This is a genomic window from Streptomyces sp. NPDC057136, from assembly GCF_042670885.1.
GTDB lineage: Bacteria > Actinomycetota > Actinomycetes > Streptomycetales > Streptomycetaceae > Streptomyces.
Map to the genome: position 1 here is coordinate 15,327 of NZ_JBHUUV010000044.1, position 26,630 is coordinate 41,956.

28 protein-coding genes and 1 pseudogene are annotated in these 26,630 nt (G+C 71.5%); 8 read left to right on the forward strand and 21 right to left on the reverse strand.

The genetic code is table 11. From position 1 onward, the window contains the following. Window positions 1-27: 27 nt before the first annotated feature. Window positions 28-1,056 carry a hydroxyacid dehydrogenase gene (locus tag ACFT7S_RS33570; protein WP_382738597.1) on the forward strand — a complete coding sequence of 343 codons (1,029 nt, stop codon included), beginning with the start codon at window positions 28-30 and terminating at the stop codon, window positions 1,054-1,056. Between the two features lie 123 nt (window positions 1,057-1,179). Here ACFT7S_RS33570 and groL read toward each other — a convergent pair whose 3' ends face one another. The 3 genes from groL to ACFT7S_RS33585 form a co-directional block, all read right to left on the reverse strand. Then, window positions 1,180-2,802: a chaperonin GroEL gene (groL, locus tag ACFT7S_RS33575; RefSeq protein ID WP_382738598.1), complete on the reverse strand. Its 1,623-nt coding sequence runs from the start codon at window positions 2,800-2,802 to the stop codon at window positions 1,180-1,182. A gap of 99 nt (window positions 2,803-2,901) precedes the next feature. Beyond that, window positions 2,902-3,210, reverse strand: a complete 309-nt coding sequence (gene groES / locus ACFT7S_RS33580; protein ID WP_028439209.1) for a co-chaperone GroES — start codon at window positions 3,208-3,210, stop codon at window positions 2,902-2,904. A gap of 244 nt (window positions 3,211-3,454) precedes the next feature. After that, window positions 3,455-4,429, reverse strand: a complete 975-nt coding sequence (locus tag ACFT7S_RS33585; RefSeq protein ID WP_382738602.1) for a polysaccharide deacetylase family protein — start codon at window positions 4,427-4,429, stop codon at window positions 3,455-3,457. An 82-nt stretch (window positions 4,430-4,511) separates the two neighbouring features. Here ACFT7S_RS33585 and ACFT7S_RS33590 point away from each other — a divergent pair, with 82 nt between their 5' ends. Further along, on the forward strand, window positions 4,512-5,735 hold the full coding sequence (locus tag ACFT7S_RS33590; protein ID WP_382738673.1) for a methyltransferase domain-containing protein: 1,224 nt from the start codon (window positions 4,512-4,514) through the stop codon (window positions 5,733-5,735). On the opposite strand, the gene ACFT7S_RS33595 is transcribed toward ACFT7S_RS33590, so the two are convergent. Further along, window positions 5,714-6,394 carry a hypothetical protein gene (locus ACFT7S_RS33595; protein ID WP_382738605.1) on the reverse strand — a complete coding sequence of 227 codons (681 nt, stop codon included), beginning with the start codon at window positions 6,392-6,394 and terminating at the stop codon, window positions 5,714-5,716. The two genes, ACFT7S_RS33590 and ACFT7S_RS33595, sit on opposite strands and share 22 nt — an antisense overlap. A gap of 71 nt (window positions 6,395-6,465) precedes the next feature. Here ACFT7S_RS33595 and ACFT7S_RS33600 point away from each other — a divergent pair, with 71 nt between their 5' ends. Beyond that, a complete protein-coding gene (locus tag ACFT7S_RS33600; protein WP_382738608.1) occupies window positions 6,466-7,218 on the forward strand; it encodes a metallophosphoesterase family protein in 753 nt (250 codons plus the stop codon). A gap of 60 nt (window positions 7,219-7,278) precedes the next feature. Here the strand turns inward: ACFT7S_RS33600 and ACFT7S_RS33605 are convergent, their stop codons facing one another. The 7 genes from ACFT7S_RS33605 to tsaB all read right to left on the reverse strand — a co-directional run bounded on the left by ACFT7S_RS33605 (window position 7,279) and on the right by tsaB (window position 12,223). Continuing rightward, window positions 7,279-7,743: a VOC family protein gene (locus tag ACFT7S_RS33605; RefSeq protein WP_382738610.1), complete on the reverse strand. Its 465-nt coding sequence runs from the start codon at window positions 7,741-7,743 to the stop codon at window positions 7,279-7,281. 86 nt (window positions 7,744-7,829) lie between these two features. Then, on the reverse strand, window positions 7,830-9,071 hold the full coding sequence (locus ACFT7S_RS33610) for an RNA polymerase sigma factor (protein ID WP_382738613.1): 1,242 nt from the start codon (window positions 9,069-9,071) through the stop codon (window positions 7,830-7,832). Between the two features lie 85 nt (window positions 9,072-9,156). Further along, the gene (locus ACFT7S_RS33615) at window positions 9,157-9,513 is read right to left on the reverse strand and encodes a YciI family protein (RefSeq protein WP_382738616.1); all 357 of its coding nucleotides are present in this window, start codon (window positions 9,511-9,513) and stop codon (window positions 9,157-9,159) included. Between the two features lie 103 nt (window positions 9,514-9,616). Continuing rightward, on the reverse strand, window positions 9,617-9,883 hold the full coding sequence (locus ACFT7S_RS33620) for a hypothetical protein (protein WP_382738619.1): 267 nt from the start codon (window positions 9,881-9,883) through the stop codon (window positions 9,617-9,619). Continuing rightward, the gene (gene tsaD, locus ACFT7S_RS33625) at window positions 9,880-10,980 is read right to left on the reverse strand and encodes a tRNA (adenosine(37)-N6)-threonylcarbamoyltransferase complex transferase subunit TsaD (RefSeq protein WP_382738622.1); all 1,101 of its coding nucleotides are present in this window, start codon (window positions 10,978-10,980) and stop codon (window positions 9,880-9,882) included. Before tsaD ends, ACFT7S_RS33620 begins: the two co-directional genes overlap by 4 nt. Next, window positions 10,980-11,507, reverse strand: a complete 528-nt coding sequence (rimI, locus tag ACFT7S_RS33630) for a ribosomal protein S18-alanine N-acetyltransferase (RefSeq protein ID WP_382738676.1) — start codon at window positions 11,505-11,507, stop codon at window positions 10,980-10,982. The genes tsaD and rimI overlap by 1 nt, the downstream gene beginning before the upstream one ends. Before the next feature lie 53 nt (window positions 11,508-11,560). Further along, window positions 11,561-12,223: a tRNA (adenosine(37)-N6)-threonylcarbamoyltransferase complex dimerization subunit type 1 TsaB gene (gene tsaB, locus ACFT7S_RS33635; protein WP_382738625.1), complete on the reverse strand. Its 663-nt coding sequence runs from the start codon at window positions 12,221-12,223 to the stop codon at window positions 11,561-11,563. Window positions 12,224-12,351: 128 nt separating this feature from the next. Here tsaB and ACFT7S_RS33640 point away from each other — a divergent pair, with 128 nt between their 5' ends. Further along, window positions 12,352-12,936, forward strand: coding sequence for a hypothetical protein (locus ACFT7S_RS33640; protein ID WP_382738678.1), 585 nt, complete (start codon window positions 12,352-12,354; stop codon window positions 12,934-12,936). 26 nt (window positions 12,937-12,962) lie between these two features. On the opposite strand, the gene ACFT7S_RS33645 is transcribed toward ACFT7S_RS33640, so the two are convergent. From ACFT7S_RS33645 to glmS, 8 genes and pseudogenes are all read right to left on the reverse strand, one after another. Continuing rightward, the gene (locus ACFT7S_RS33645) at window positions 12,963-13,145 is read right to left on the reverse strand and encodes a hypothetical protein (RefSeq protein WP_382738628.1); all 183 of its coding nucleotides are present in this window, start codon (window positions 13,143-13,145) and stop codon (window positions 12,963-12,965) included. A 220-nt stretch (window positions 13,146-13,365) separates the two neighbouring features. Beyond that, window positions 13,366-13,902, reverse strand: coding sequence for a tRNA (adenosine(37)-N6)-threonylcarbamoyltransferase complex ATPase subunit type 1 TsaE (gene tsaE, locus ACFT7S_RS33650; protein WP_382738631.1), 537 nt, complete (start codon window positions 13,900-13,902; stop codon window positions 13,366-13,368). After that, window positions 13,871-15,131 (reverse strand): annotated as a pseudogene (locus tag ACFT7S_RS33655) (alpha/beta fold hydrolase); the annotation flags it as partial. The gene tsaE and the pseudogene ACFT7S_RS33655, both read right to left, overlap by 32 nt. A gap of 108 nt (window positions 15,132-15,239) precedes the next feature. Beyond that, window positions 15,240-16,379, reverse strand: a complete 1,140-nt coding sequence (alr, locus tag ACFT7S_RS33660) for an alanine racemase (RefSeq protein WP_382738634.1) — start codon at window positions 16,377-16,379, stop codon at window positions 15,240-15,242. Window positions 16,380-16,451: 72 nt separating this feature from the next. Further along, complete coding sequence (locus ACFT7S_RS33665; protein WP_382738636.1) at window positions 16,452-16,832, reverse strand: DUF488 domain-containing protein; 381 nt, start codon at window positions 16,830-16,832, stop codon at window positions 16,452-16,454. A gap of 45 nt (window positions 16,833-16,877) precedes the next feature. Next, the gene (locus tag ACFT7S_RS33670) at window positions 16,878-18,332 is read right to left on the reverse strand and encodes an NAD(P)H-hydrate dehydratase (RefSeq protein ID WP_382738639.1); all 1,455 of its coding nucleotides are present in this window, start codon (window positions 18,330-18,332) and stop codon (window positions 16,878-16,880) included. Window positions 18,333-18,336: 4 nt separating this feature from the next. Further along, window positions 18,337-18,705 carry a holo-ACP synthase gene (locus ACFT7S_RS33675; protein WP_382738681.1) on the reverse strand — a complete coding sequence of 123 codons (369 nt, stop codon included), beginning with the start codon at window positions 18,703-18,705 and terminating at the stop codon, window positions 18,337-18,339. Window positions 18,706-18,717: 12 nt separating this feature from the next. After that, complete coding sequence (gene glmS, locus ACFT7S_RS33680) at window positions 18,718-20,568, reverse strand: glutamine--fructose-6-phosphate transaminase (isomerizing) (protein ID WP_382738641.1); 1,851 nt, start codon at window positions 20,566-20,568, stop codon at window positions 18,718-18,720. Window positions 20,569-20,747: 179 nt separating this feature from the next. On the opposite strand from glmS, the gene ACFT7S_RS33685 reads away from it, so the two are divergent. The 4 genes from ACFT7S_RS33685 (at window position 20,748) to ACFT7S_RS33700 (ending at window position 24,499) form a co-directional block, all read left to right on the forward strand. Beyond that, window positions 20,748-21,395, forward strand: a complete 648-nt coding sequence (locus ACFT7S_RS33685; RefSeq protein ID WP_382738644.1) for an RNA polymerase sigma factor — start codon at window positions 20,748-20,750, stop codon at window positions 21,393-21,395. Beyond that, window positions 21,383-22,363, forward strand: a complete 981-nt coding sequence (locus tag ACFT7S_RS33690) for a CU044_5270 family protein (RefSeq protein WP_382738647.1) — start codon at window positions 21,383-21,385, stop codon at window positions 22,361-22,363. The genes ACFT7S_RS33685 and ACFT7S_RS33690 overlap by 13 nt, the downstream gene beginning before the upstream one ends. 161 nt (window positions 22,364-22,524) lie before the next feature. Then, window positions 22,525-23,520 (forward strand): type I pantothenate kinase, encoded by a 996-nt coding sequence (coaA, locus tag ACFT7S_RS33695; RefSeq protein ID WP_382738650.1) that lies wholly within the window; start codon window positions 22,525-22,527, stop codon window positions 23,518-23,520. A 19-nt stretch (window positions 23,521-23,539) separates the two neighbouring features. Then, window positions 23,540-24,499, forward strand: coding sequence for a DUF389 domain-containing protein (locus ACFT7S_RS33700; RefSeq protein WP_382738652.1), 960 nt, complete (start codon window positions 23,540-23,542; stop codon window positions 24,497-24,499). Between the two features lie 13 nt (window positions 24,500-24,512). Here ACFT7S_RS33700 and glmM read toward each other — a convergent pair whose 3' ends face one another. Beyond that, a complete protein-coding gene (gene glmM, locus ACFT7S_RS33705; protein WP_382738653.1) occupies window positions 24,513-25,871 on the reverse strand; it encodes a phosphoglucosamine mutase in 1,359 nt (452 codons plus the stop codon). Between the two features lie 216 nt (window positions 25,872-26,087). After that, window positions 26,088-26,615 (reverse strand): 30S ribosomal protein S9, encoded by a 528-nt coding sequence (rpsI, locus tag ACFT7S_RS33710; RefSeq protein WP_382738655.1) that lies wholly within the window; start codon window positions 26,613-26,615, stop codon window positions 26,088-26,090. Window positions 26,616-26,630 lie beyond the last annotated feature (15 nt).

Consider the following 26,630-nt stretch of genomic DNA (forward strand, 5'->3'; position numbering starts at 1 on the left):
CGAGCCTTCGAGGAGTCGAGTTCCACCATGCCCCACGCCACTGACAACCGGCCCCGCGCGCTGCTCGCGATGGGCCCCGGCATCGCCGGCCGGCTGTTCGCCGAGCGCCACCGCACCCGGCTGGCCGCCCTCACCCGTACGGACCCGGGCCTCGTCGCCCACGATCTGGCCGCCCCCGGCCCGGAGGTGGCCGCCGCGCTCGCCGAGGCGGACGTGCTCCTCACCTGCTGGGGCGCCACCCCTCTGACCGCGGAGATCCTGGCCGCGGCACCCCGTCTGCGCGCCGTCGTGCACGCGGCAGGGTCCGTCAAGCACCACATCACCGACGCGTGCTGGGAACGCGGCATCGCCGTCACCTCGGCGGCCAACGCCAACGCCCTGCCCGTCGCCGAGTTCACCCTCGCCGCGATCCTCTTCGCCAACAAGCGGGTGCTGCACGCCGCCCAGCGCTTCCGCGCGCTGCGGGCCGACCACGACTGGCTCCAGGATCTCGAAGCGAGCGGCAACTACCGCCGTACGGTCGGCATCGTCGGCGCGTCCCGGATCGGCCGCCGGGTGATGGAACTGCTGCGCCCGTTCGACCTGGACGTGCTGCTGTACGACCCGTACGTCTCCGCCGCCGAGGCCGCCGCGCTCGGGGTGCGGACGGCGACACTGCCGGAGCTGTGCGCCCGCAGCTCGGTGGTCTCCGTCCACGCTCCCCAGTTGCCGGAGACGCGCCACCTCATCGGGGCGGCGCAGCTGGCGCTGATGCCGGCGGGGTCGACGCTGATCAATACGGCGCGCGGTTCGCTGGTCGACGAGGAGGCGTTGCTTCCGGAGCTGGTGAGCGGGCGGCTGCACGCGGTGCTGGATGTGACGGAGCCCGAACTGCCGGTGGCGGATTCACCGTTGTACGACCTGCCGAACGTCCTGCTCACGCCTCATATAGCGGGCTCGCTGGGCAACGAGCTGCACCGCATGGCGGATCAGGCGCTGGACGAGCTGGAACGCTTCGCCGGGGGCCGGCCGTTCGCGGACCCGGTGACACCGGAGGTGCTGGGCCACTCGGCATGACCTCTCGGGGCTCCGCTCCGGACCCCGCTCCTCAATCGCCGGAGGGGCTTGAGCCTGCCTCGCACTGAGGCCCGGTACCCCCGCGACGGGGGTACCGGGCCTCAGTGGTGTGCCGGGTGCGTACTAGTGGGAGTGACCGTGGCCGTGACCGGCCTCGGACTCGTCGTCGGCCGGCTTCTCGACGACCAGGGTCTCGGTCGTGAGCAGCAGCGACGCGATCGACGCGGCGTTCTCCAGGGCGGAGCGGGTGACCTTGACCGGGTCGATGACGCCGGCCTTCACCAGGTCGCCGTACTCGCCGGTCGCGGCGTTGAAGCCCTGGCCCTTGTCGAGCTCGGCGACCTTGGAGGTGATGACGTAACCCTCCAGGCCGGCGTTCTCGGCGATCCAGCGCAGCGGCTCGACGGCGGCGCGGCGCACGACCGCGACACCGGTGGCCTCGTCGCCGGTCTTGCCGAGGTTGCCCTCGAGGACCTTGACGGCGTGGACCAGAGCGGAGCCACCACCGGAGACGATGCCCTCCTCGACCGCGGCGCGGGTCGCGGAGATGGCGTCCTCCAGACGGTGCTTCTTCTCCTTGAGCTCCACCTCGGTGGCTGCACCGACGCGGATCACGCACACGCCGCCGGCCAGCTTCGCGAGGCGCTCCTGGAGCTTCTCGCGGTCCCAGTCGGAGTCCGTGGAGTCGATCTCGGCCTTGATCTGGTTGACCCGGCCCTTGACGTCGGCGGAGTCGCCGCCGCCGTCGACGATGGTCGTGTCGTCCTTGGAGATGGTGACGCGGCGGGCGGTGCCCAGCACGTCGAGACCGGCCTGGTCGAGCTTGAGGCCGACCTCTTCGGCGATGACGGTCGCACCGGTGAGGGTGGCGATGTCGCCGAGCATGGCCTTGCGGCGGTCACCAAAGCCCGGGGCCTTCACCGCGACGGCGTTGAAGGTGCCACGGATCTTGTTGACGACCAGGGTCGACAGGGCTTCGCCCTCGACGTCCTCGGCGATGATCAGCAGCGGCTTGGAGCCACCCGACTGGATGACCTTCTCCAGGAGCGGGAGCAGCTCCTGGATGGAGCCGATCTTGCCCTGGTGGATCAGGATGTACGGGTCGTCGAGGACGGCCTCCATACGCTCCTGGTCGGTCACCATGTACGGCGACAGGTAGCCCTTGTCGAAGGCCATGCCCTCGGTGAACTCGAGGTCCAGACCGAAGGTGTTGGACTCCTCGACGGTGATGACACCGTCCTTGCCGACCTTGTCCATCGCGTCCGCGATGAGCTCGCCGACCTGGGTGTCCTGCGCGGAGAGCGCGGCCACGGCGGCGATGTCGGACTTGTCCTCGATCGGGCGGGCGGTCGCGAGGAGCTCCTCGGACACGGCCTTGACCGCGGCGTCGATGCCCTTCTTCAGGGCGGCCGGGGAAGCGCCGGCGGCGACGTTGCGCAGGCCCTCGCGGACGAGCGCCTGGGCCAGGACGGTGGCGGTGGTGGTGCCGTCACCCGCTACGTCGTTGGTCTTGGTCGCCACCTCCTTCACCAGCTGGGCACCGAGGTTCTCGTACGGGTCGTCGAGCTCGACCTCGCGGGCGATGGTGACACCGTCGTTGGTGATGGTGGGGGCGCCGAACTTCTTGTCGATGACGACGTTGCGGCCCTTGGGGCCGATCGTCACCTTGACTGTGTCGGCAAGCTTGTTGACGCCGCGCTCAAGGGCGCGACGGGCGTCCTCGTCGAACTTCAGAATCTTCGCCATGGGCTGTTGCCTGTCCTCTCAAAACGAACTGCGCCCCTGACCACCCGGCTAGTTATCGCAGGGGGCCAGGGGCGCAGAACAGAAACAAACGTGGGTGAATTACTTCTCGATGATCGCGAGCACGTCGCGAGCCGAGAGGACGAGGTACTCCTCGCCGTTGTACTTCACCTCGGTGCCGCCGTACTTGCTGTACAGAACGACGTCGCCGGTCTTGACGTCGAGCGGAAGGCGCTCGCCGTTCTCGAAGCGGCCCGGGCCCACAGCCAGGACGACGCCCTCCTGGGGCTTCTCCTTGGCGGTGTCGGGAATGACCAGGCCGGAGGCCGTGGTCTGCTCGGCGTCGAGCGGCTGGACCACAATGCGGTCCTCGAGCGGCTTGATCGCAACCTTGGAGCTGGTGGTCGACACGATCCGGTCTCCCCCTTCGGAGATCTCACGGGGTTTAACAGTCTTTGGGGTGGCGACCAGGTCGATCCGTCGTCGCGGGTGCCGGACCTGCCCTGTCGCACGGTGGTGCTGGCACTCTCCAGTGGGGAGTGCCAGCACTGAGACTATGACCGCGATTAGCACTCGGTCAAGCGGAGTGCCAATTCACCACCCCGGCGTGGCGGACGGGCCGCCCTCCCGTGCCGGACACAGTCCTGTGGCCGTGTCAGACGTAGTCCTCCAGCCTGGCGACCGCGTAACCCTTGTCCGTGACCGTCTTCATGACCCGCCGGATCATGTCGGGCATGGAGCCCTTCCAGTCCTCGGGCCCCCGGAAATGGGTGAGGATGATGTCGCCGGGGTGCAGGTCGCGGTCCCACTCGCGCCATTCCATGTGGTCGGGGAACGCCTCCGACGACCACAGCGGCACGGCCTTGATGCCGCAGGACTTGGCGATGCGCAGGGTGTCGCGGTTGTAGTTGCCGTACGGCGGCCGGAAGAGCGTGGGCCGTTTCCCGAAGTGCTTCGCGATCTTGTCCTGCTGGCCGCAGATCTCCCGCTTCTGCTCGGCGTACGACAGACCGGGCATATAGCGGTGGTTCAGCGTGTGGTTGTTGAGGGTGACACCGCGGGCCTGCATCTTCTTGAAGTAGCCGTAGTCATCGTTCACCACGAAGTCGCTGAGGAAGGCGCTGTACGGGATGTCCAGCTCCGTCATCATCCGCAGCAGCGCGGGGTCCTTCTCGGCCCCGTCGTCCATCGTCAGGAAGACGATCCGTTCCTTGGTCGGCACGGTGGTGAAGACGGGCGGCAGCGCGTCCCCGCCAGCGACCTCGAAGCCCTTGCGGGTGGTGATGCGCGGCTTGACGGCCGGTGGTTCGGGGGCGGCCAACGGGACCTTCGCCAGTCGCCACTTCTTGGCCACCGCGACCCGCGCGGCCTGCTTCCGCTTCAGGTTCTCCGCGTACACGGACAGCGCGTCGGCCGGCGCCGCCTTCAGTTCGGGCGGCCCCTCCTGACCGGCGGCGGGCGACGCCGAGTGCTTCCCACCAGTGGCACTGTCCGCGCCTTCGGCCGCGCACCCGGAGGCGACGGCGGTGGCGAGGAGAACGATCAGGGCCTTGCGGACCGGCCCACGGACGAGGCGGCCGGGCCTGTGCCGCTTCCTGGCGGATTCTTCCTTTTGTCGTACTAGCTGCATGGCGCCGCATCCTGCCAGGGCGCGCCCGGGTGCCCGGCCCGACACCGCCGCCGGGCCCGCCCGGTCCCCCGGCTGGCTCACAATGGGCCGGGTGAACGCTCTCCCCACGCCCGACGCGCCCGACCCGCTCGCCGGCTTCCACGCCCTGCTCGCCCCCGAGGGCACCGCGCTCCTGGCCGAGCTGCGCGACCACGACCCCGCCCGGGAACTGGCCACCGCGACCCGCCTGCGCCGCAGCCACCCGGCCGACCTGGTCTCGGCGGCCCTGGGGCAGGCCCGGCTGCGGCAGCGGGCGGTGGCGAAGTTCGGCGCGGACGACGCGTACCGGATGTTCTTCACGCCCAACGGTGTCGAGCAGGCGACCCGCACCTCGGTCGCCACCTACCGGGCGCAGCGGTTCGCCGGCCTCGGGGTGCGAAGTGTGGCCGATCTGTGCTGCGGGATCGGCGGCGACGCGATCGCCCTCGCGCGTGCGGGCATCGCGGTGCTGGCCGTGGACCGCGATCCGCTGACCGCCGAGGTCGCCCGCGCCAATGCCGCGGCGCTCGGTCTGGAGGCGCTGGTCGAGGTGCGGTGCGCCGATGTCACCGAGATCGACACCGCTCCGTACGACGCGGTCTTCGTCGACCCGGCCCGGCGCGGCGGACGGGGCCGGATCTTCGACCCGGAGGCGTACTCTCCCCCGCTGTCCTGGGCGACCTCGGCCGCGCTGAAGGCCCCTCGCGCCGCGCTGAAGATCGCCCCCGGCGTCCCGCACGAGGCGATCGAGCCGCAGGCCGAGGCCGAGTGGATCTCGGACGGCGGCGATGTGAAGGAGGCGGTGCTCTGGTTCGGCGAGGGCTTCGCCCCCGGCTCGTTCCGGGCGACGCTGCTCCCGGCGGGCGCCACCCTGACGGCCCCGGCCCCGCTGCCCGCCCCGCCCGTCGGTCCCGTCGGCCGCTATCTGTACGAGCCCGACGGCGCCGTCATCCGCGCCCATCTGGTCGCCGACATCGTGGACCGGTGCGGCGGCCGGCTGGTCGACGAGACGATCGCGTACGTCACGAGCGACGAGCTGTACGTGTCCCCGTACACGACCGCGTACGAGATCACCGACGCGCTCCCCTTCAACATGAAGAAGCTCAAGGCCCTGCTGCGGGAGCGGAAGGTCGGCATCCTGACCGTCAAGAAGCGCGGCTCCGCGGTCGAACCGGAGGAACTGCGCCGCAAGATGAAACTCCAGGGCCCGAACGCGGCGACCGTGTTCCTCACCCGGGTGGCGGGGGCTCCTGCGATGCTGGTCGGTCAGCCCCTCAAGCGGCCCTGACCGGCGGTTCGGCGAGCGTCCCGACTAGGGTCTGTCCGCCGGGCAGACCCTAGGACCCGGAGCACCCAGCGGCGGTGCGCGAGCGCCTTGACGACCCCGATCAGACCGGTCAGCCAGCAGATGAGACCGAGGCCCATGAACAGGGCCACCTCCCCGTACGTCTCCTCGCCCGCCTCCGCGCCCGCGGGGACGACCACACACGTGTACAGGCCGAGGGCGCACAGCGCGAAGGACGTCAGCATCCAGAGGAGGCTGACGCCGGGAATCCGCAGCCGCAGGTCGCCCGCCGGATCGCGGCCCAGCGCGCCCCACTGGACGAGCAGCCGGCGGACCTGCCGGTCCCGGGCGAGCCCGACGGCGACGAACGCGACCGACGGCACCAGCAGGAAGGCACCGAGGGCGAAGCCGACCATGCCCAGCATCGCGGCGAACGGGTCGTTGGGCTCCTCGAACGAGACGATCGCCCCGCCCACGAACGACCAGCCGAGCGCCGCCAGCATCCCCCACAGCCACAGCATGGCGAGCCGCACGTGCCCCAGGTGCATCGTGACCAACGCGCCGAGAACCACCGCCCGGTCGGCGAACATCGCCTGCCGGTCGGGCCAGGAGCGCAGCTCCACGGGCGGCGGGGGCGGCGGCAGCGGTGAACGGCGTGACATGCCCCAGACACTACCGACCGGGCCGGCACGCGGGGGTGACGGGCCGTGAACACCGGTGCAGGGTGGACCTCATGGTGAAACGGGTCGCGGTTCTTTCGGACATCCATGGGGCACTGCCCGCCCTCGAAGCGGTACTCGCCGAGCCCGATGTGTCGGCCGCCGACCGCATCGTGCTGACCGGGGACATCACCGCGGGCCCGCAGCCCGCCGAGGTGCTCGACCTGCTGACAGGTCTCGGCGAACGGGTCGTATGGGTCAGCGGGAACGCCGACCGCGAGCTGCTCGAATACCGCCGCGCTATCCGCGCCGCCATCCCCTACCCGGTCAGCACCTGGGCGGCCGGGCAACTGCGCGAGGACCACCTCGACCTGCTCGGCCGGCTGCCGCGGACGGCCGAGCTGACGCTGCCCGGCCTCGGCCGGGTGCTGTTCTGCCACGCCACCCCGCGCGACGACGAGGAGATCGCCCTGGTCGATTCGCGCCTCGACCGCTGGGAAGAGGTCTTCACCGGCCTCGACGACGAGGTGGGCACGGTGGTGTGCGGCCATACGCACATGCCGTTCGTCCGCCTCGCCCACGGTCGGCTGGTGGTCAACCCGGGCAGCGTCGGGATGCCGTACGGGCGGCCCGGGGCGCACTGGGCACTGCTCGGCCCGGGGGTCGAACTGCGGCGTACGGAGTTCGACGTCGAGGCCGCCGTGGCGCGCGTCGGACGGGAGTCCGGCTTCGAGAGGGCCGCCGAGTGGGCCGACACCTACCTCCGGGGCCGGATCACCGACGCCGACGCGCTCGCGGCCTTCGGGCCGGGGGACGGGCGCGGCTAGAGCCTCTCGTGCGGTGAACGTATTCGGTCACGGCGCCGGCGCCGTCCCGGAGCCGATTGCTCAGGCGTCCCGGACCGCCTGGATGTCCAGCTTCCGCATGCCGAACATCGCCTTCATGGCCCGCTCCGCCCTGGCCGGGTCCGGATCGGACAGCACCTCGGGCAGGCCGCTCGGGACGATCTGCCAGGACAGGCCGTACTTGTCCTTGAGCCATCCGCACTGGCCCTCCTCGCCGCCCTCGGTGAGCGCGTCCCACAGGCGGTCCACCTCGGCCTGGTCCTCGCAGTTCACGGAGAGCGAGATGGCCTCCGTGAAGGGGAACTGCGGGCCGCCGTTGAGGGCGATGTACTCCTGGTCCGCGAGCCGGAAGCTCACGGTCATGACGGAGCCGGGCTCTCCCGGGGCCGCCGCCCCGTAGTGGGTGACTCCCAGAATCCGCGAGTCACCGCCGAAGACGGAGACGTAGTGGTTCGCCGCCTCCTCCGCCTGGCTGTCGAACCACAGGAACGTAGTGATCTTCTGCACGGTCTTCTCCTCGCCGAAAAGCGAAACGCCGAAAGCCGAAAGCCGAAAAGCCCTCTCGGAAGGTAGACCCGCCACACCCCCCGAACTCATCGCGACACCCGGTCGGCGCGCGCCAGCAGCAGCGTCTTCTCCTGCTCGTTACGGGTCAGCTCCGCCGCCCGTACGAACTCCGCCCGCGCCTCCTCCCGCCGCCCCAGCCGCTCCAGCAGATCGCCCCGCACGCTCGGCAGCAGGTGGTACGTCTTGAGCTCAGGGCCCGCCGCCAGCGCGTCCACCAGGGCGAGCCCCGCCTCGGGCCCATCGGCCATCGACACCGCCACCGCCCGGTTCAGCTCCACCACGGGGGACGGAGTGAGCGCGGCGAGGTGCCCGTACAGCGTGGCGATCGCCGTCCAGTCCGTGTCCTCGTACGTCACCGCGTGCGCGTGACAGGCGGCGATCGCGGCCTGGAGGGCGTACGGTCCCGTCGCCCCGCCCGCCGCGTTCGCCCGCGCCAGGGCCGCGAAGCCGCGCCGGATCAGCAACTGGTCCCAGCGCGCCCGGTTCTGGTCGGCGAGCAGCACCGGCGCACCATCGGGCCCGGTCCGCGCGGCGGCACGCGACGCCTGGAGCTCCAGCAGCGCGACGAGCCCGTGGACCTCGGGCTCCTTCTCCATCAGACCGGCCAGCACCCGGGCCAGCCGCAGCGCGTCCTGGCAGAGCGCCGGGCGCAGCAGATCGTCGCCCGCGGTCGCCGCGTACCCCTCGTTGAAGATCAGGTAGATCACTTCGAGTACGGAGTCGAGGCGGGCGGCGCGGTCGGGGCCGCACGGCACCTCGAAGGGGACGCCCGCCCGGCCCAGGGTCCGCTTCGCCCGCACGATGCGCTGGGCGACGGTCGCCTCGGTAGCCAGGAACGCGCGGGCGATCTCCTCGGTACTGAGGCCGCCGAGGAGGCGCAGGGTGAGGGCGATCCGGGCCTGGGTGGAGAGCACCGGGTGGCAGGAGGTGAACATCAGCCGCAGCAGATCGTCGTCGATGTGGTCGGGATCGGCGGGTTCCGGCGGCGGTACGTCCTCCAGGGCCCGGCCGACCTCCGCCAGCTTGCGCGCGTAGGTCTCCTTGCGGCGTACGAGGTCGATCGCCCGGTGCTTCGCGGTGGCCATGAGCCAGGCGCCCGGCCGGTCCGGGACCCCGGACACCGGCCACTGCTCCAGCGCGGCGAGCAGCGCGTCCTGCGCGATTTCCTCGGCGATTCCCACGTCCCGCACGATGCGGGCGGTTCCGGCGATGATCCGTGCCGATTCGATCCTGTACACGGCTTCGACGGCAGTGCGTGCTTCTGTCACGGACACCCATCAGAGCAGCCGGGGGCCGGGGCGGCAAGGACCTGCCGCCCCACCCCTGTGCCGACTGTGCCGACTGGGGGGCCCGTCAGCCTTCGGCGATCTCGCGGATCTCGGAGGTGACAGTCCAGTACGGCTCGTGGACCGCGAGGAACCGCTTGGTCCACTCCAGGATCTCGGCCTTGTCCTTGGCCTGGATGATCGCGTAGCCGCCGATGACTTCCTTCGTCTCGGTGAACGGCCCGTCGGTGACGGTGAACTCGCCGTTGGACCAGGTGACCCTGGTGCCCTGCGCGCTCGGGGTGAGCCCGGCGGTGTCCAGCAGGACACCGGCCTTGGTCATCTCCTCGATCAGTGCGCCCATGCGCTGCATCAGCTCTTCGCTGGGGCCTTCGGCCGGGGCGCTGTTCTCGTCGATACGGACCATCGTCAGATAGCGCGGCACGGTGACTCCTCGGGTCGGGGGCGGGCTGTTTCCCGCCTCACACTCATACGTCGAACGGGCACACCCCGGATCGACACCCCGGCGGAATTTATTTCGGCGAATGTCAGCCGACGGACTCGAAGCGCCAGCGGTGCACCGGCCGTGCGATCAATTCCGCGTCCGGCTCCGGGAGTTCCGGCAGCTCGTCACCGTACGCACCCTCCCACCAGGTGATGACGAGCACCCGGTCCTGCGGGGCGCGCAGCAGCTCGCGGCGGACGGGCTCGCGGGCCAGCTCCGCCGACCGGGCCCGCGCCCACTCCAGCAGCTCGGCGCCCCGGCCCTCGACGGCCCGGGCCTCCCACATCAGTGCGACGGTCGTACCGCTCATGAGTAGAGGTTGTCCTTGCTGATCTCGTGCACATGATCGTGATCGTGCGCATGGGCGCCCGGTACGTGGGTCTCCGTCACCGGCAGCGAGGAGTCCGCCGACAGTTCCAGGTCGGAGGCCGGCCGGTTGCGGGCCACCATCTCCGCACCCAGCGCGGCGACCATCGCCCCGTTGTCCGTACAGAGTCCGGGCCTGGGCACCCGCAGCCGGATACCGGCCCGCTCGCACCGCTCCTGGGCCAGGGCCCGCAGCCGCGAGTTGGCCGCGACACCGCCGCCGATCATCAGGTGGCCGACGCCCTCGTCCTTGCAGGCCCGGACCGCCTTACGGGTGAGCACGTCCACGACGGCCTCCTGGAAGGACGCCGCCACGTCCCGTACCGGCACCTCCTCGCCCGCCGCCCGCTTCGCCTCGATCCAGCGCGCCACGGACGTCTTGAGCCCGGAGAAGGAGAAGTCGTAGGCGGGGTCGCGCGAACCGCTCAGACCGCGCGGGAACGCGATGGCCTTCGGGTCGCCCTCCTTCGCCAGCCGGTCGATGACGGGGCCACCGGGGAAGCCGAGGTTCAGCACCCGGGCGATCTTGTCGAACGCCTCGCCCGCCGCGTCGTCGATGGTCGCGCCGAGCGGCCGTACGTCATTGGTGATGTCCGGCGCGAGCAGCAGCGAGGAGTGCCCGCCGCTGACCAGCAGCGCCATGGTCGGCTCGGGGAGCGGACCGTGCTCCAGCTGGTCGACGCAGATGTGCGAGGCGAGGTGGTTGACCCCGTAGAGCGGCTTGTTCAGCGCGTACGCGTACGCCTTGGCCGCGGAGACCCCGACGAGCAGCGCGCCCGCGAGCCCGGGGCCGGCCGTGACCGCGATGCCGTCGAGGTCGCGCGCGCTGATCCCGGCGTCCTTCAGGGCGCGTTCGATGGTCGGGACCATCGCTTCCAGATGGGCGCGGGAGGCGATCTCCGGCACGACACCGCCGAACCGGGCGTGCGTGTCGACGCTGGAGGCGACGGCGTCCGCGAGCAGGGTCGTGCCGCGCACGATGCCGACCCCGGTCTCGTCGCAGGAGGTCTCGATGCCGAGTACGAGCGGTTCGTCAGCCATCAGTCAGTCTCAGTTTCTTGTCCGGGCTCTTGTTCTTGTCCGGGCTCTTGTTCTTGTCCGGGCTCTTGTTCTTGTCCGGGCTCTTGTACGTGGAGGCGCATGACGAGCGCGTCGATGTTGCCCGGCTGGTAGTAGCCGCGCCGGAAGCCGATCGGCTCGAATCCGAAGCGTTCGTACAGCTTCTGCGCACGGGTGTTGTCGACCCGTACCTCCAGCAGCACGGCGGAGCACTCGAAGGCCGTGGCGTGCTTCAGCAGATCGGTGAGGAGTTCGGAGCCGAGGCCGCCGCCCCAGTGGTCGCGGGTGACGCCGATGGTCTGGACGTCACCGAGGTCACCGGCGGCGGCGAGTCCCGCGTACCCGACGATCCGGCCGGTGGCCGGTTCCTCGGCGACGACATAGCGGCGGGTGGCGCCGGGGCCACGGGCGTGGGCCAGTTCCGACCAGAACATCCCGGCCGACCAGGCGTCCTCCGGGAACAGCTCGTGTTCGAGCTCCAGCACCGGATCGATGTCCCACCAGCGCATCTCGCGCAGCACGGCGGTCACGGTCGCCGCACCTGCCCATTGGATCGCTTCGGTCACTTCGGGGTGACCACCTTGTAGTTCTTCGGAACCTGGGCATCGGGCCTGCGCAGATAGAGCGGCTGCGGCGGGAGCAGTTCCTGCCCTGCGGCGAGGCGTTCGGCCGCGAGGGCGGCCAGTGCGCCCGCCGAGACGTGTTCGGGCTCCCGGGCGTCGGGGAACGCCTCCGGGTAGAGCACCGCGCCCGCCCCGACGACGGGCAGTCCCGCGAGCTGTTCGGCGATATCGGCCGGCCGGTCCACCGCGGGGTCACCCGTGCGGGTACGGGAGTCCTCGTACCGCGCCCAGTAGACCTCCTTGCGGCGGGCGTCCGTGGCGACGGCGAACGGCCCCTGGAGGCCGACGAGCCCGGCGGCGTACGCGAGACCGTCCAGGGTGCACACGCCGTGCACGGGGACGGAGAGCGCGGAGGCGAAGGCGGCCACCGTCACCAGGCCGACGCGGAGGCCTGTGTACGGACCGGGGCCGACGCCCACGACCAGGTCCGTCACGGCGTCGAGTTTCACCCCGGCCTCGGCGAGGACCCGGTCGACGGCGGGCAGCAGCAGTTCGCCGTGCCTTCGGGCATCGACCTGGCTCGTCGCGGCGACGACGGCTGAGCCGTCGTGCAGGGCGACGGTGACGGCGGGGGTGGCGGTATCCACGGCGAGCAGGAGCACACAAACAGCCTACGGCTCCGCCGACGGGGTCACCGCGCCCGTACGTCGTCCCGGTCCGCCCCGCCCCGGCTGCTACCGTCACCCGGTATACGTGTGTACGACATAAACGCTTGTACGACATGCGCCGGATGGCAGGCGAAAGGGGAGCTCAAGTGGCAAGGGGCAGCTCGGGAATCGTGGCCGGGCTCACTGCGGCGGCTGTCGTCGTGGTCAGTTTCCTCGCCTACCAGGCATCGGCGAACGCACCGGACTCGGTGGCAGTACCCACGCCCACGGTCTCCGGCAGCGCTTCGCCCCAGCCCTCCCAGAAGCCGAAGCCGGCGAAGTCTCCGCTGGCGGTGCCCGAGCACTCCGGCACCGGGATGCGCGTCGTGTACGCGCTGAAGGACCGGCGGGTGTGGCTGGTGGACGCCAAGGGGAATGCGGGCCGGACGTTCACCGTCATGCCGAGTCCCGTCAGCCCGATGCCCGGGGCCTACCAGGTGGCTTCGCGCACCGGCAGCGTCAAGGGTTCGGACGGCGTGATGATCGAGCACGTCGTCCGCTTCACGAACGTCGACGACGTGGCCATCGGCTTCAGCGCCGCCCAGGACGGCACGATGGCGAGCCCGGACCCGACGGCGAAGACCGGCGGGGTACGGATGAAGCGGGCGGACGGCGACGCGATGTGGACCTTCGCGACGGTCGGTGCCAAGGTCGTCGTCGTTCCGTAGGCGTACGCGGCGGTCTCAGGCCGTTCTCAGGCCGCGTCGCGCCGGGCGGGCGGCCCCGGCCGCTCCTCGCGGTCGGCCTCTTCTCCGCCCTCGCGCTCGTCGCGCGGGGGCGTGGAGACCGCCGACGCGGCGGCGCAGGAGGCCAGCAGATCCTTCATGGACACCGCCTGCGGCGACTGCGGCTGCACTTCACGCTCGGGCGTCGGCATGGATGCCTCCTGGGGCTCCGGTGAAAGGCGCAGTTAGGTAGACCTAACCAAGTCTTCTCTCCATGTGAACACGCCTGCGGCCCCGCGCGCAACAATTTACCGACGGCCTGTCGGAAAGTCTCGCACGGGAACCCGCCCGGAGCCCTGGGACCGGTCCGCCAGGGCCTGCCTTTCGTTCGGATCAGGCCCCCGCGAGCCCGCATGATCCAAACGAGAGGCCCTACGTCTCCGGGGCCAGCTCCGCCCGAAGTCCGGCCCAGCGCGGCCCGATGCCCACCAGCGTCACCGTGCGCCGCTCGTCGTCCGTGTCACCGACCGCGCGGTCGATCACCACCCGCAGGCGGTCCTCCGACAGCTCCTCGACCTTGCCGTCGCCCCACTCCACGACCACCACCGAATCCGGCAGCGACACATCGAGGTCCAGGTCCTCCATCTCGTCGAGCCCACCGCCCAGGCGGTACGCGTCGACGTGGACCAGCGCGGGACCGCCGACCAGCGACGGGTGCACACGGGCGATCACGAAGGTGGGCGAGGTGACGGCGCCCCTCACCCCGAGCCCCTCGCCGAGGCCCCGGGTCAGCGTCGTCTTCCCGGCACCCAGCTCACCCGTGAGCATCACCAGGTCACCGGGGGCCAGCACACCGGCGATCCGGCGGCCCAGGTCCTGCATCTGTTCGGGTGACTCGACGGCCACACCCAGGGTGACGGTGCCCGGTACGGAGGTCTCGGCCACCGGGCTTTTCTGTACTGCTTCCATGCCGGTCAACGTTAAGGGGTCGGAGCCGTCGTCGGCACGGCCCCGATGCGTACGAGCAGGTCCGCGAGGCGCTCGTTCACCACCTCGGGGTGCTCCAGCATCACCAGATGCCCGGCGTCCGGCACGATCACCAGCTCCGCGTCCGGCAGGACCTCCGCGATGGCCTCGCTGTGCGAACTGGGCGTCACCAGGTCCTTGTCACCCGCCAGGATCAGCACCGGGATCTCACGGAACGCGGGCAGCGCCCCGCTCTTGTCGTGTTCGGTGAACGCCGGATAGAACTCGGCCACCACATCGATCGGGGTGGCCTCGATCAGCCGCTCGGCGAACCGCGCGACCCCCGGGTCCACATCCCGTGAACCGAACGAGTACCGCTTGATGAGGCTCGCGAAGAGATCCGCGGTCGCCCGCCGCCCGCGCTCCACCAGCTCCGTCTGCGAGCCGAGCGCCTTGAGCACCCCGGGCAGCACCCGCCGCACCGCGTTCACACCCGCCACAGGCAGCCCGAAGCTCACCTCGCCGAGCTTCCCGCTGGAGGTGCCGACGAACGCCACCGCGGCCACCCGGTCCCGGATCAGCGCCGGGTACTGGTCGGCGAGCGCCATCATCGTCATCCCGCCCATCGAATGCCCGACCAGCACGAGCGGGCCCTCGGGCGCCGCCGCGTCGATGACGGCCTTCAGATCGCGGCCGAGCTGGTCCACGGAGACGGGCACGCCCTCGGCCTGCGCCCTGCCTCGCTCGGACCGGCCGTGGCTGCGCTGGTCCCAGTGGACCGTACGCACCAGACCGCGCAGCGCGGCCCGCTGGAAGTGCCAGGAGTCCTGGCTGAGGCAGTAGCCGTGGCTGAAGACGACGGTCACGGGCGCGGGGGCCTTGCGGCCGAAGAGCCTGCGCCGCCGCGAACCGGGGGCAGCCGCGCCGGTGGCCGCCGCGGCACCCGTACCGCCCTCGGGCTCGACCTCGTCGACCTCGTAGTGCAGCGCGGTGCCGTCGTCCGCGACCGCCTTGCCCGCCACACCCCGCAGGGCGCCGTAGGGGCCCGCGGCGTCCAGCGCCAGCCGGGCCTTCTTGCGCATGCCCCGGCCCACGGTCACCCGCTCGACCGCGACACCGGCCGCCGCGCCCGCCGCGATCACCCCTATCGCCGCACCCGCGATGCCCGCCCGGCGCCAGCCGGCCGCGGCGGCGGCCGTCGCCACCACGTCCCCCGCGCTGCTCTCGCTCACGGTGCCGCGCTCCTCGTCCTCGTCAGTCGGATATCGGGTGGTCGGATATCAGGTGGTCGGATATCAGGTGGTCGGATATCGCGTGGTCGGGTATCGAAACGACAGGGGCTACTGGTTCAGATGGACGCGCGGCACGCGCGCCCCGATGCGGGTGACGATCTCGTACGCGATGGTGTCCGCCGCCACCGCCCAGTCCTCCGCGCTCGGCTCGCCCCGGTCCCCCGGTCCGAACAGCACCGCCTCCGCGCCCGGCTCCGGCTCGTCGCCCTCCAGGTCGACCACGAACTGGTCCATCGCGACCCGTCCCGCGATCGTGCGGCGCCTGCCCCCGACGAGGACCGGGCCCCGACCCGAGGCGTGGCGCGGAATCCCGTCCGCGTACCCGACGGGGATCAGGCCGAGGGTCGTCTCGGCGGGCGTCGTGTAGTGGTGGCCGTAACTGATGCCGTGGCCCGCGGGCACCTGCTTGACCAGGGCGACCGACGCGGCGAGCGTCATCACCGGGCGCAGCCCGAAATCGGCCGGGGTGCCCAGCTCGGGGCTGGGCGAGATGCCGTACATGGCGATCCCGGTCCGTACGAGATCGAAGTGGGACTCGGGGACCGTGAGGGTCGCCGGGGAGTTCGCGATGTGCCGCACCTCGGGCCGGACGCCCGCCTTCTCCGCGTACGCCACCAGGTCCCGGAACACGTCCAGCTGGGACGCGATCGACGGGTGGCCCGGCTCGTCCGCGCAGGCGAAGTGCGACCAGAGGCCGGTGATCCTTACCGTGCCGCCCTCCTCGGCGGCGCGGGCCGCCGAGACCAGTTCGGGCCAGTCGGCGGGCTGGCATCCGTTGCGCCCGAGGCCGGTGTCGGCCTTCAGCTGGATACGGGCCACGCCGCCCGCTCCGGCGGCCGCTTCGACGACCTCACGCAGCGCCCACATGCCGCTCACGGACACATCGATGTCCGCCTCGATCGCCTCGCGCCACGGGCCGCCGGGTGTCCACAGCCAGCACATCACCCGGCCGCCGAGCCCGGCCGCCCGCAGGGCCAGTGCCTCCTGCGGGGTGGCGGTGCCCAGCCACGTCGCGCCGGCTTCGAGCGCGGCCCTGGCGCAGGGCACCGCCCCGTGTCCGTACGCGTCGGATTTCACGACGGCCATGAGCTGCGCACCGGCCGCCCGCGCACGCAGGACACGCACATTGGCGCGCAGTGCGGCGAGGTCGATCTCTGCACGGGCTCTCATGGTCGCTGTCTCGTTCATCGCGCCCAGTGTCTCAGAGGCGTACGCCAGTACGTGTCGCGTGAGCCGCGCGGCCGGGGCACCGGGGCCGGCTCAGGGGTGCGCCAGCTCGTGCTCCAGATGGTCCACGAGCACCGGGACATGGCTGCGGGGGACGTCCTTCACGGCCGTCACCAGCGTCACCGGGCCGCCCTCGCGAAGCAGGGTCAGCAGTTCACCGACCGCCGCGGTGTGGGCCGGGTCCGCCAGCTCCGTGCGATAGCGGTCGACGAAGTCGTCGTAGCGGGACCCGGGGTCCTGGTGGTACCAGGAGCGCAGCTCGTTCGATGGGGTGACTTCCTTCAGCCACCTGTCGATCGCGGCCTTCGCCTTGCTCTCCCCGCGCGGCCAGAGCCGGTCGACGAGAACGCGCACACCGTCCTCGTCCTCCAGCGGCTCGTACACCCGCCGTACGCGTACGGAGTTGCTGCCCACAGTCCTTCTCCTTCCGCCGCCGCCCTTCCCCAGCGTGGCGCAGGCTCACGCGTCCCGCACATCGCGCCAGGCCGCCGGGATCGCGTCCGCGACGTCCTGCGCGGCCACCGGCGCACCGGCCGAGACCCGGCGGGCCGCGAGCCCGTGCAGATAGGCGCCCACCGACGCCGCGTCACGCGGGGCGAGGCCCGCGGCCAGCAGCGAGCCGGTCAGGCCGGAGAGCACATCGCCGCTGCCCGCCGTGGCCAGCCAGGAGGTGCCGGTCGGGTTGACCCGTACGGGCGTGTCCCGGGCCTCGGCGACCAGGGTCGTCGACCCCTTCAGCAGGACGGTGACGCGGTAGCGGGCGGCGAGTTCCCGTACGGCGGCGAGCCGGCCCGCATCGACCTCCTCGCGTGCCACGCCGAGCAGCGCCGCGGCCTCCCCGGCGTGCGGGGTCAGCACCGTGGCCGCGGAGCGCGACCGTACGGCTTCGCCGTCCAGCAGCCGCAGCCCGTCCGCGTCGATGAGCACCGGCACATCGGCGGCCAGCACATCGGCGACCGCCGCCGTGGCCCGGGAACCGTCGCCGAGACCCGGTCCGACGACCCATGCCTGCACCCGCCCCGCCCTGGACGGCGGCCCGGAGTGCACCAGGGTCTCGGGGAAGCGGGCGATCACCGCGTCGGCGCCCGGACCCACGTACCGCACGGCCCCCGCGCCGCCCCGCAGCGCCCCGGCGACCGCGAGCACCGCGGCACCCGGATAGCGCTCGGACCCGGCCACCACACCGACGACCCCGCGGCGGTACTTGTCGCTCTCGGCGCCCGGCACCGGCAGCAGCGCCGCCACGTCCGCGAACTGGAGCGCCTCCAGGTCCGGCGGCTCGGGCAGGTCAGGACCCAGGCCGATGTCGACGAGCCGCAGCGCGCCCGCCCGTTCGGCGGCCGGGTCGATCAGCAGCCCCGGTTTGTACGTGCCGAAGGTGACCGTCGCGTCGGCCCGCACGGCCGCGCCGTGGACCTCCCCGCTGTCCGCCTCCACCCCGCTCGGCAGATCCACGGCGAGGACAGGCGCCCCGTGCCCGTGCGCCGTGACGGCCGCCACCAGGGCCGCCGCCTCGGGGCGCAGCCCGCCGCGTCCGCCGATCCCGGTGATGCCGTCGACGACGAGGTCGACCGCGCCCAGCCCGTCCGCACTGTCCAGCACCTGGCCACCGGCCGCGAGCAGCGCCGCGAACCCGCCCGCGTGGACCTTGTCGGGCGAGGTCAGCAACGCCCGTACGCCCGCCCCGCGCTTCGCCAGCCGCGCCCCGGCGTACAGCGTGTCGCCGCCGTTGTCGCCGCTGCCGACGAGGAGGAGGACCCGGGACCCGTACACCCGGCCGTTGCGCCGCAGCAGATCGCCGCAGGCCACCGCGAGGCCCGCGGCGGCCCGCTGCATCAGGGCGCCCTCCGGCAGCCGCGCCATCAGTACCGCTTCGGCGGCCCGTACGGTCTCCACGCTGTAAGCGGTTCGCATACGGTCAACCCTCCGCGATCACCACGGCCGACGCCACCCCCGCGTCGTGGCTGAGCGACACGTGCCAGTGCCGCACCCCGAGCTCGGCGGCGCGCGCGGCGACCGTGCCCCGCACCCGCAGCCGGGGCTGCCCGCTGTCCTCGACGTACACCTCGGCGTCCGCCCAGTGCAGACCGCCGGGCGCGCCGAGCGCCTTGGCGACGGCCTCCTTGGCCGCGAACCTGGCGGCGAGCGAGGCGATACCGCGCCGCTCGCCGCTCGGCAGGGTCAACTCGCTGTCCAGGAAAAGCCGTTCGGCCATCTGGGGCGTACGCTCCAGCGCGGCGCCGAAGCGCTCGATCTCGGCCACATCGATCCCGACCCCAATGATCACGTGCTCACTCACTCACTCGACTGTCACTGACTTCGCCAGATTGCGCGGCTGGTCCACCTCGTTGCCGCGGGCCGTCGCCAGTTCGCAGGCGAAGACCTGCAACGGCACGGTGGCGACCAGTGGCTGAAGCAGCGTAGGCGTAGCGGGGATCAGGATCAGATGGTCGGCGTACGGAACGACGGCCTCGTCGCCCTCCTCGGCGATCACGATGGTGCGGGCCCCGCGGGCCCTGATCTCCTGGATGCTCGACACCATCTTGTCGTGCAGCACCGAGCGCCCACGCGGAGACGGGACGACCACGACGACCGGCAGACCCGCCTCGACCAGCGCGATGGGCCCGTGCTTGAGCTCGCCCGCGGCGAATCCCTCGGCGTGCATGTACGCGAGTTCCTTGAGCTTCAACGCGCCTTCCAGGGCCACCGGATAGCCGACGTGCCGCCCGAGGAACAGCACGGTGTCGTGGTCGGCGAGCGAGCGCGCCAGCTCGCGCACGGGCTCCATGGTCTCCAGCACCCGTTCGACGGCCCCGGCCATCTCGGAGAGCTGCTGCACGACTGTCCCGATCTCGTCCGCCCACTTCGTCCCGCGTACCTGCCCGAGATACAGGGCGACGAGATAGCAGGCGATGAGCTGCGTCAGGAACGCCTTCGTCGAGGCGACCGCGACCTCGGGACCCGCGTGCGTGTAGAGGACGGCGTCGGATTCTCTTGGGATGGTCGAGCCGTTCGTATTGCAGATGGCGAGCACCTTGGCCCCCTGTTCACGGGCGTGCCGCAGCGCCATCAGGGTGTCCATGGTCTCGCCGGACTGCGAGATCGCGATGACGAGCGTCCGCTGGTCCAGGATCGGATCGCGGTAGCGGAACTCGCTGGCCAGCTCCGTCTCACAGGGCAGCCGGGTCCAGTGCTCGATGGCGTACTTGGCGATCATTCCGGCGTGGTACGCGGTCCCGCAGGCGATGACGACGACCTTGTCGACCTCCCGGAGCACACTGGGCGAGATGCGCACCTCGTCGAGCCGCAGTGCGCCCTGTTCCCCGCCGATCCGCCCGAGAAGCGTGTCCGCGACGGCCTTCGGCTGGTCGGCGATCTCCTTGAGCATGAAGGAGGCGTAGCCGCCCTTCTCGGCCGCGGACGCGTCCCAGTCCACGTGGTACGCACGGGTGTCGGCGGGCCGTCCCGCGAAGTCGGTGACGGTCACCCCGTCCCTGGTCAGCTCCACGACCTGGTCCTGGCCCAGCTCGATCGCGGACCGGGTGTGCGCGATGAACGCGGCGACGTCGGAAGCCAGGAAGGTCTCCCCCTCCCCGATCCCCACCACGAGGGGCGAGTTCCGCCGGGCGCCGACCACCGTGTCCGGCTCGTCGGCGTGTACGGCGACGAGGGTGAAGGCCCCTTCGAGCCGCCGGCACACCTGCCGCATGGCCTCCGCCAGACCGCCACCGCCCGAGAACTCCTCGGCCAGCAGATGGGCGACGACCTCGGTGTCGGTCTCGGACGCCAGATCGTGGCCGCGCTCGGTGAGTTCGCCGCGCAGCGCGGCGAAGTTCTCGATGATCCCGTTGTGCACGACCGCGACGCGGCCGGCGTTGTCGACGTGGGGGTGGGCGTTGGCATCGGTCGGCCCCCCGTGGGTGGCCCACCGGGTGTGCCCGATCCCGACGTTCCCGGCCGGCAACGGCCGCTCCATCAGCTCCTTCTCCAGATTGACCAGCTTCCCCGCCCGCTTCGCGGCGGCGAGCCCGCCGTCCGCGAGAAGGGCGACTCCCGCCGAGTCGTAACCCCGGTACTCAAGACGCTTGAGACCCGCGACCACGACGTCCTGCGCCGACTGTCCACCGACATAACCCACGATTCCGCACATAGCGGCACCATAAGGCGGCGAGGGGCGGGTTCCCAGGGTTACGGAGAGGGTGGGCGTGGGACGGAGCGGGCGTGTCGCATCCCCGGGCCGGCACCGTCTCCCCGCGCCCGTGAACCTTTCCGGCCGCTGCGGGCAACAGGGGGTGCCAGACTCACCGACCGACCACCCCTGGAGGCGCCGTGCCCGGACGACCATCACCACCGGCCGGGCCCGACGCCGCACTCCCCGGCCCCACGCCCTCCGCGCCCGGACCCGACGACGCCGAGGTCATCGCCCAGTCCCTGGAACAGCCGGAACTGTTCGCCGGGCTGTACGACCGCCACGCCCCGGACATCCACCGGTACGCCGCCCGCCGCCTCGGGGAGGGCGCGGCGGACGACATCACCGCGGAGACGTTCCTCATCGCGTTCCGGACCCGTGGGCGCTACGACACCGCCCACCGCCTCGCGAGGCCCTGGCTGTACGGCATCGCCGCCAACCTGATCGGCAAGCACCGGCGTACCGAAGTACGGGCCCTGCGCGCCCTGGCCCGTACCGGGCACGACCCGGTCGCCGCGTCCTGGAGCGAGCGCTCCGACGACCGGATAGCCGTCCAGGCGCCGCTGGCCGGCGCGCTCGCCGGGCTCTCCCCCGGGGACCGGCACGTCCTGCTGCTCGTCGCGTGGGCGGACCTCGGTTACCAGGAGGTGGCCGAGGCCCTTCAGATCCCCCTCGGCACGGTCCGCTCCCGGCTCAACCGCGCCCGCCGCAAGGTCCGCGAGGCTCTGCGCATCGATCCCTCGTTCACCCAGGACGAACTGGAGCTGACACCGTCATGGACGAACTGACCCAGTTGCGCGAGCTGCGCGCCGACGTCCCCGCACCCGACCGCGCCGCCCTCGCCCCCGGGCGACAGCGCCTGACCGAGGCCATGGCGGGGGGCGGCCGTGCCCGCCGGACGCGGGCCGACTGGCGGATCGCGTCCCTCGGCGCCGCCGCGGCGATCACCGCGGCGGCCCTCCTCGGTACCCAGCTGCTGGACACGCCCGGCCCGCGCGGCACGGCCCCCGCCACGATCGCGAGCAACCTGGACCTGTCCGGCCCGGCCGAGACCCTGAACCGGGCCGCCGACTTCCTGGAGGGTGCGACGGCTCCCCCGGAACCCCGCGACAACCAGTGGATCTACACCAGCGTCGTGATCGGCAATCCGGCGCTGAAGGCCGGGAGCGAGCAGATGGGCGAGATCCGGTACGAACCCGACTCCTGGAGCCGCTACGGGAACGCCGCCGCGGAGAAGGACCAGTCGGACGACGACCGCTCGACCCGCGAGATCTACCGGGCCACGGCCGGCTTGCCCGAGGACCCGGCGGCGCTGCTGGCCGAGGTCCGCAGGCTCTACCCGGCGGACACGAGCGGGCAGTCACGCCCCGAGAGCAAGGAGGAGCAGACCTTCCGCGGGCTGAGCGTGCTTCTGGAGTCCTATCCGCTCCCCCCGGCGGCCGTCGCCCGTATCTACCGGGCCATGGCCACGCTCCCGGGCGTCGGGATCACCGGTCACCTCGTCAAGGACGCCGCGGGCCGCGAGGCCATCGCCGTCACTCGGGACGAGAAGGGCACCCACGAACGCCGCGAGATCCTCCTCTCCCCGTACGACTACACCTACATGGGTCTGCGCTTCGTGGTCACGGAGAACTACGAGACGAAGATGCCCGAAGGCATGCAGGGCCCCGCGCAGAAGTTCACCGCCGGTGACATCACCATCAGCGAGGCCCGCACGGCCGCGGCCGTCGTCGACGCCAAGGGCGAAAAGCCCTGAGCCGCGGGTCGCCGTTCCTCCCGGCAGGGGCCGGTGTCCACTACAGGGGTGTGGACACCGGCCCCTGCCGGGGCCTCCCGCATGGGACCGAGCCACCGTGCGGGAGCCCACGTGACCGAGCCCACCCCCCACGGAGTTAAAACTCCCGCAACAATGAACCCGTGATCACTTCGCCGCCACGGAGCACCCAGCGTCGTACCGAGCATGCGCCGACGCCCTACGTCGACCTGTCACGGGCCGAGTGGAGCGCCCTGCGCGACAAGACTCCGCTGCCGCTCTCCGCCGCCGAGGTGGAGCAGCTGCGCGGACTCGGCGATGTCATCGACCTCGACGAGGTCCGCGACGTCTACCTGCCGCTCTCCCGGCTCCTCAACCTCTATGTCCAGGCCACCTCGGGCCTGCGCGGCGCCCTCAACACGTTCCTGGGCGACGCGGGCAACGGCCACGGGGCGCAGCGCGGCACCCCGTTCGTCATAGGGGTCGCGGGCAGTGTCGCCGTCGGCAAGTCCACCAGCGCCCGCATCCTCCAGGCGCTGCTGGCCCGCTGGCCCGAGCACCCCCGGGTCGAGCTGGTGACCACGGACGGCTTCCTGCTGCCGATGAAGGAGCTCCAGGCCCGCGGCCTGATGTCGCGCAAGGGCTTCCCCGAGTCGTACGACCGCCGGGCCCTGACCCGTTTCGTCGCCGACATCAAGGCCGGCAAGGACGAGGTGACGGCACCCGTCTACTCGCACCTGATCTACGACATCGTGCCGGACGAGCGGCTGACCGTATGCCGCCCGGACATCCTGATCGTCGAGGGGCTGAACGTGCTCCAGCCCGCGATGCCCGGCAAGGACGGCCGGACCAGGGTCGGGCTCGCGGACTACTTCGACTTCAGTGTGTACGTCGACGCCCGGGCCGAGGACATCGAGACCTGGTATCTCAACCGCTTCCGCAAGCTGCGCGAGACGGCGTTCCAGAACCCGTTCTCGTACTTCCGCAAGTACACCCAGGTCTCCGAGGAGGAGGCCATGGACTACGCGCGCACGATGTGGCGGACCATCAACAAGCCCAACCTGCTGGAGAATGTCGCGCCCACCCGGGGCCGTGCCACTCTGGTGCTGCGCAAGGGACCCGACCACAAGGTCCAGCGCCTGTCGCTGCGCAAACTCTGACCTCTCCGGGAGCCCGCCCGTGCTGCATCTGCGCCTGATCGTCCCCGCCGACCGTTCGGACGAGGTGGTGCATCTCCTGGAACACACCGTCGGCTGCACCCACCTCGCCGTGCTCACCGGCGCGGCCCGCAGCCCGGCCGGCGATGTGGTGCTGTGCGATGTGGCGCGCGAGGCGGGCGACGAACTGATCGGCGCGCTGCGCAGGCTCGGCATCGACAAGTCCGGCTCGATCACCGTCGAGAACATGGATCTGACGCTCTCCGCGCACGCCGATCAGGCGGAGGAGGACGCGCCCGGTGAGGGCGCGGACGCGGTGCTGTGGTCGGAGCTGACGGAGGCGACCCACGAGGAGTCGACGCTCAGCGTCACGTACCTGGCGTTCCTCTCCGTCGCCACGATGCTCGCCGCCTGCGGTGTGATGCTCGACAACGCGATCCTGATCGTGGGTGCGATGGCGGTCGGCCCGGAGTTCGGCCCGCTGGCCGGAATCTCCACGGCGCTGGTGCAGCGCGCCCCGCGCCTGGTGTGGCGCTCCCTGTGGGCGCTGATCGGCGGCTTCGCCGTGGCGATGGTCCTGACCGCCGGCTTCGCCTGGCTGTTGGACGCCTTCGGCCTCTTCACGCGCTCGATGGTCGAGGCGGACCGGCCCAATACGGCGTTCATCTGGAAGCCGGACTGGATGTCGTTCGTGGTGGCGTTCCTCGCGGGCATCGCCGGGACGCTCTCGCTCACCTCGGCGAAGTCCGGGGCACTGATCGGCGTGGCGATCTCGGTGACGACGGTGCCGGCGGCGGCCAACGCGGCGGTGGCGTTCAGCTACACGGACTACGGCCAGATGTGGGGCTCGGCCGGTCAACTGCTGGCGAACCTCGGCGGCATCGTGCTCGCGGGCACCCTGACCCTGCTGGTCCAGAAGGGCCTGTGGGCCGCCCACCGCCGCCGGACGGCCCCGAAGACGGCCCCGTCCGACGGCATGTGACGGCAGATCGCCATCACCCCAGGGCGGACTTCACCACGTCGGCCAGCCGGCCGGCCACGCTGCGCGCCTGCTCGATGTCGGCGGCCTCGACCATGACCCGTACGAGCGGCTCGGTGCCCGACTGACGCAGCAGTACGCGCCCGGTGGAACCCAGCTCGCGCTCCGCCTCCGCGACCGCGGTGGCCAGCTCGGACGAGGTGCTCACCCGGGACTTGTCGACGTCCGGCACGTTGATGAGCACCTGCGGAAGGCGCTGCATGACACCGGCCAGATCGGCGAGCGTACGGCCGGTGGCGACGATCCGGGCCGCCAGCATCAGGCCGGTCAGCGTGCCGTCGCCGGTCGTGGCGTGGTCGAGGACGATGACGTGGCCGGACTGCTCGCCGCCCAGCGCGAAGCCCTCGGCCTTCATGGACTCCAGGACGTAACGGTCCCCGACGGCGGTCTGGACGAGCGAGATCCCCTCCCGCTCCATCGCGATCTTGAAGCCGAGGTTCGACATGACGGTGCCGACGACGGTGTCCTTGCGGAGCTGTCCGGCGTCCCGCATGGCGAGGGCGAGCACGGCCAGGATCTGGTCGCCGTCGATCTCCTCGCCCGTCGCGTCCACGGCCAGGCAGCGGTCGGCGTCGCCGTCGTGCGCGATACCGAGATGGGCGCCGTGCTCGACGACCGCGGCGCGCAGCAGGCCCAGGTGGGTGGAGCCGCAGCCGTCGTTGATGTTCAGACCATCCGGCTCGGCACCGATGGTGACAACCTCGGCACCGGCCCGCGCGAACGCCTCGGGCGAGACCCGCGCAGCCGCACCGTGCGCCTCGTCGAGGACGACCTTCAGCCCGTCGAGCCGGTTGGGGAGTACGGCGATGAGGTGGGCGACGTACCGGTCGAAGCCCTCGGCGTAGTCACTGACCCGTCCCACTCCGGCACCCGTCGGGCGCGCCCACGGCTCACCGGTGCGGTGCTGCTCGTAGACCGTCTCGATCCGGTCCTCCAGCTCGTCGGCGAGCTTGTGGCCGCCGCGTGCGAAGAACTTGACACCGTTGTCCGGCATCGCGTTGTGGCTGGCGGAGAGCATCACGCCGATGTCGGCGCCGAGTGCGCCGGTGAGATAGGCCACGGCGGGAGTGGGCAGTACGCCCACCCGCAGGACGTCCACACCCGCGCTCGCGAGGCCCGCCACGACGGCGGCCTCCAGGAACTCTCCGGACGCGCGCGGGTCACGACCCACCACGGCCGTCGGCCGATGCCCCTCGAAGGTCCCCGCCTCGGCAAGTACGTGCGCCGCCGCGACCGACAGACCGAGCGCGAGCTCGGCCGTCAGATCCGCATTGGCGACGCCGCGCACGCCGTCCGTGCCGAAGAGTCGTCCCACTGGTGTCCTCCGAGATTGCTCCGAAACCACAAACCCAAGAAATACAAAAACAGGGCCGGCCAGGGCATGCTGCCGCGAACACCGCGCGACGGGGCCCGGCCCTCGGCCCTATGAACGTCCTATGCCGTTATACGCCCGCGAGGGCCCATAAACGAACGCCCCAGCGGCACGAAGTGTGCCGCCGGGGCGAACGGGTAACGCTGATGAGCAGGCGGTTTAGCGCTTGCTGTACTGCGGGGCCTTACGGGCCTTCTTGAGACCGGCCTTCTTGCGCTCGACCGCACGGTCGTCACGGCAGAGGAAGCCGGCCTTCTTCAGCGTGGCGCGGTTGTTGTCCACGTCCGCCTCGTTCAGCGAGCGGGCCACGCCGAGGCGCAGGGCACCGGCCTGACCGGAGACGCCGCCACCCGAGATGCGGGCGATGACGTCGTAGCGGCCGTCGAGCTCGAGCACCTTGAAGGGCTCGTTGACTTCCTGCTGGTGCACCTTGTTGGGGAAGTAGTCCTCAAGGGTGCGACCGTTGATCTTCCACTTGCCGGTGCCCGGGACGATCCGGACGCGGGCGATGGCGTTCTTGCGACGACCCAGGCCGGCCGCGGGCTGCGGGTCGCCGAAGCGGCCTGCCAGCGACTCGGAGGTGTACTCGCCCTCGACGGGCACCTCGGACTCGAACGTGGTCACCTCAGCGAAAACTTCTTCGCCCTCGGTGCCCTCGACGGGGGTCTCAACAGTGGTCTCGGCCACGATTCTCCTCAGATC

Bases quoted from the DNA above. Each gene is read 5' to 3' on its own strand.
- ACFT7S_RS33570 (WP_382738597.1), top strand. From the start codon at position 28: ATGCCCCACGCCACTGACAACCGGCCCCGCGCGCTGCTCGCGATGGGC.
- groL (WP_382738598.1), bottom strand. From the start codon at position 2,802: ATGGCGAAGATTCTGAAGTTCGACGAGGACGCCCGTCGCGCCCTTGAG.
- ACFT7S_RS33585 (WP_382738602.1), bottom strand. From the start codon at position 4,429: ATGCAGCTAGTACGACAAAAGGAAGAATCCGCCAGGAAGCGGCACAGG.
- ACFT7S_RS33590 (WP_382738673.1), top strand. From the start codon at position 4,512: ATGGGCCGGGTGAACGCTCTCCCCACGCCCGACGCGCCCGACCCGCTC.
- ACFT7S_RS33595 (WP_382738605.1), bottom strand. From the start codon at position 6,394: ATGTCACGCCGTTCACCGCTGCCGCCGCCCCCGCCGCCCGTGGAGCTG.
- ACFT7S_RS33600 (WP_382738608.1), top strand. From the start codon at position 6,466: ATGGTGAAACGGGTCGCGGTTCTTTCGGACATCCATGGGGCACTGCCC.
- ACFT7S_RS33620 (WP_382738619.1), bottom strand. From the start codon at position 9,883: ATGAGCGGTACGACCGTCGCACTGATGTGGGAGGCCCGGGCCGTCGAG.
- tsaD (WP_382738622.1), bottom strand. From the start codon at position 10,980: ATGGCTGACGAACCGCTCGTACTCGGCATCGAGACCTCCTGCGACGAG.
- rimI (WP_382738676.1), bottom strand. From the start codon at position 11,507: ATGCGCTGGTGGGACATCGATCCGGTGCTGGAGCTCGAACACGAGCTG.
- ACFT7S_RS33640 (WP_382738678.1), top strand. From the start codon at position 12,352: ATGGCAGGCGAAAGGGGAGCTCAAGTGGCAAGGGGCAGCTCGGGAATC.
- ACFT7S_RS33645 (WP_382738628.1), bottom strand. From the start codon at position 13,145: ATGCCGACGCCCGAGCGTGAAGTGCAGCCGCAGTCGCCGCAGGCGGTG.
- tsaE (WP_382738631.1), bottom strand. From the start codon at position 13,902: ATGGAAGCAGTACAGAAAAGCCCGGTGGCCGAGACCTCCGTACCGGGC.
- alr (WP_382738634.1), bottom strand. From the start codon at position 16,379: ATGAACGAGACAGCGACCATGAGAGCCCGTGCAGAGATCGACCTCGCC.
- ACFT7S_RS33670 (WP_382738639.1), bottom strand. From the start codon at position 18,332: ATGCGAACCGCTTACAGCGTGGAGACCGTACGGGCCGCCGAAGCGGTA.
- glmS (WP_382738641.1), bottom strand. From the start codon at position 20,568: ATGTGCGGAATCGTGGGTTATGTCGGTGGACAGTCGGCGCAGGACGTC.
- ACFT7S_RS33690 (WP_382738647.1), top strand. From the start codon at position 21,383: ATGGACGAACTGACCCAGTTGCGCGAGCTGCGCGCCGACGTCCCCGCA.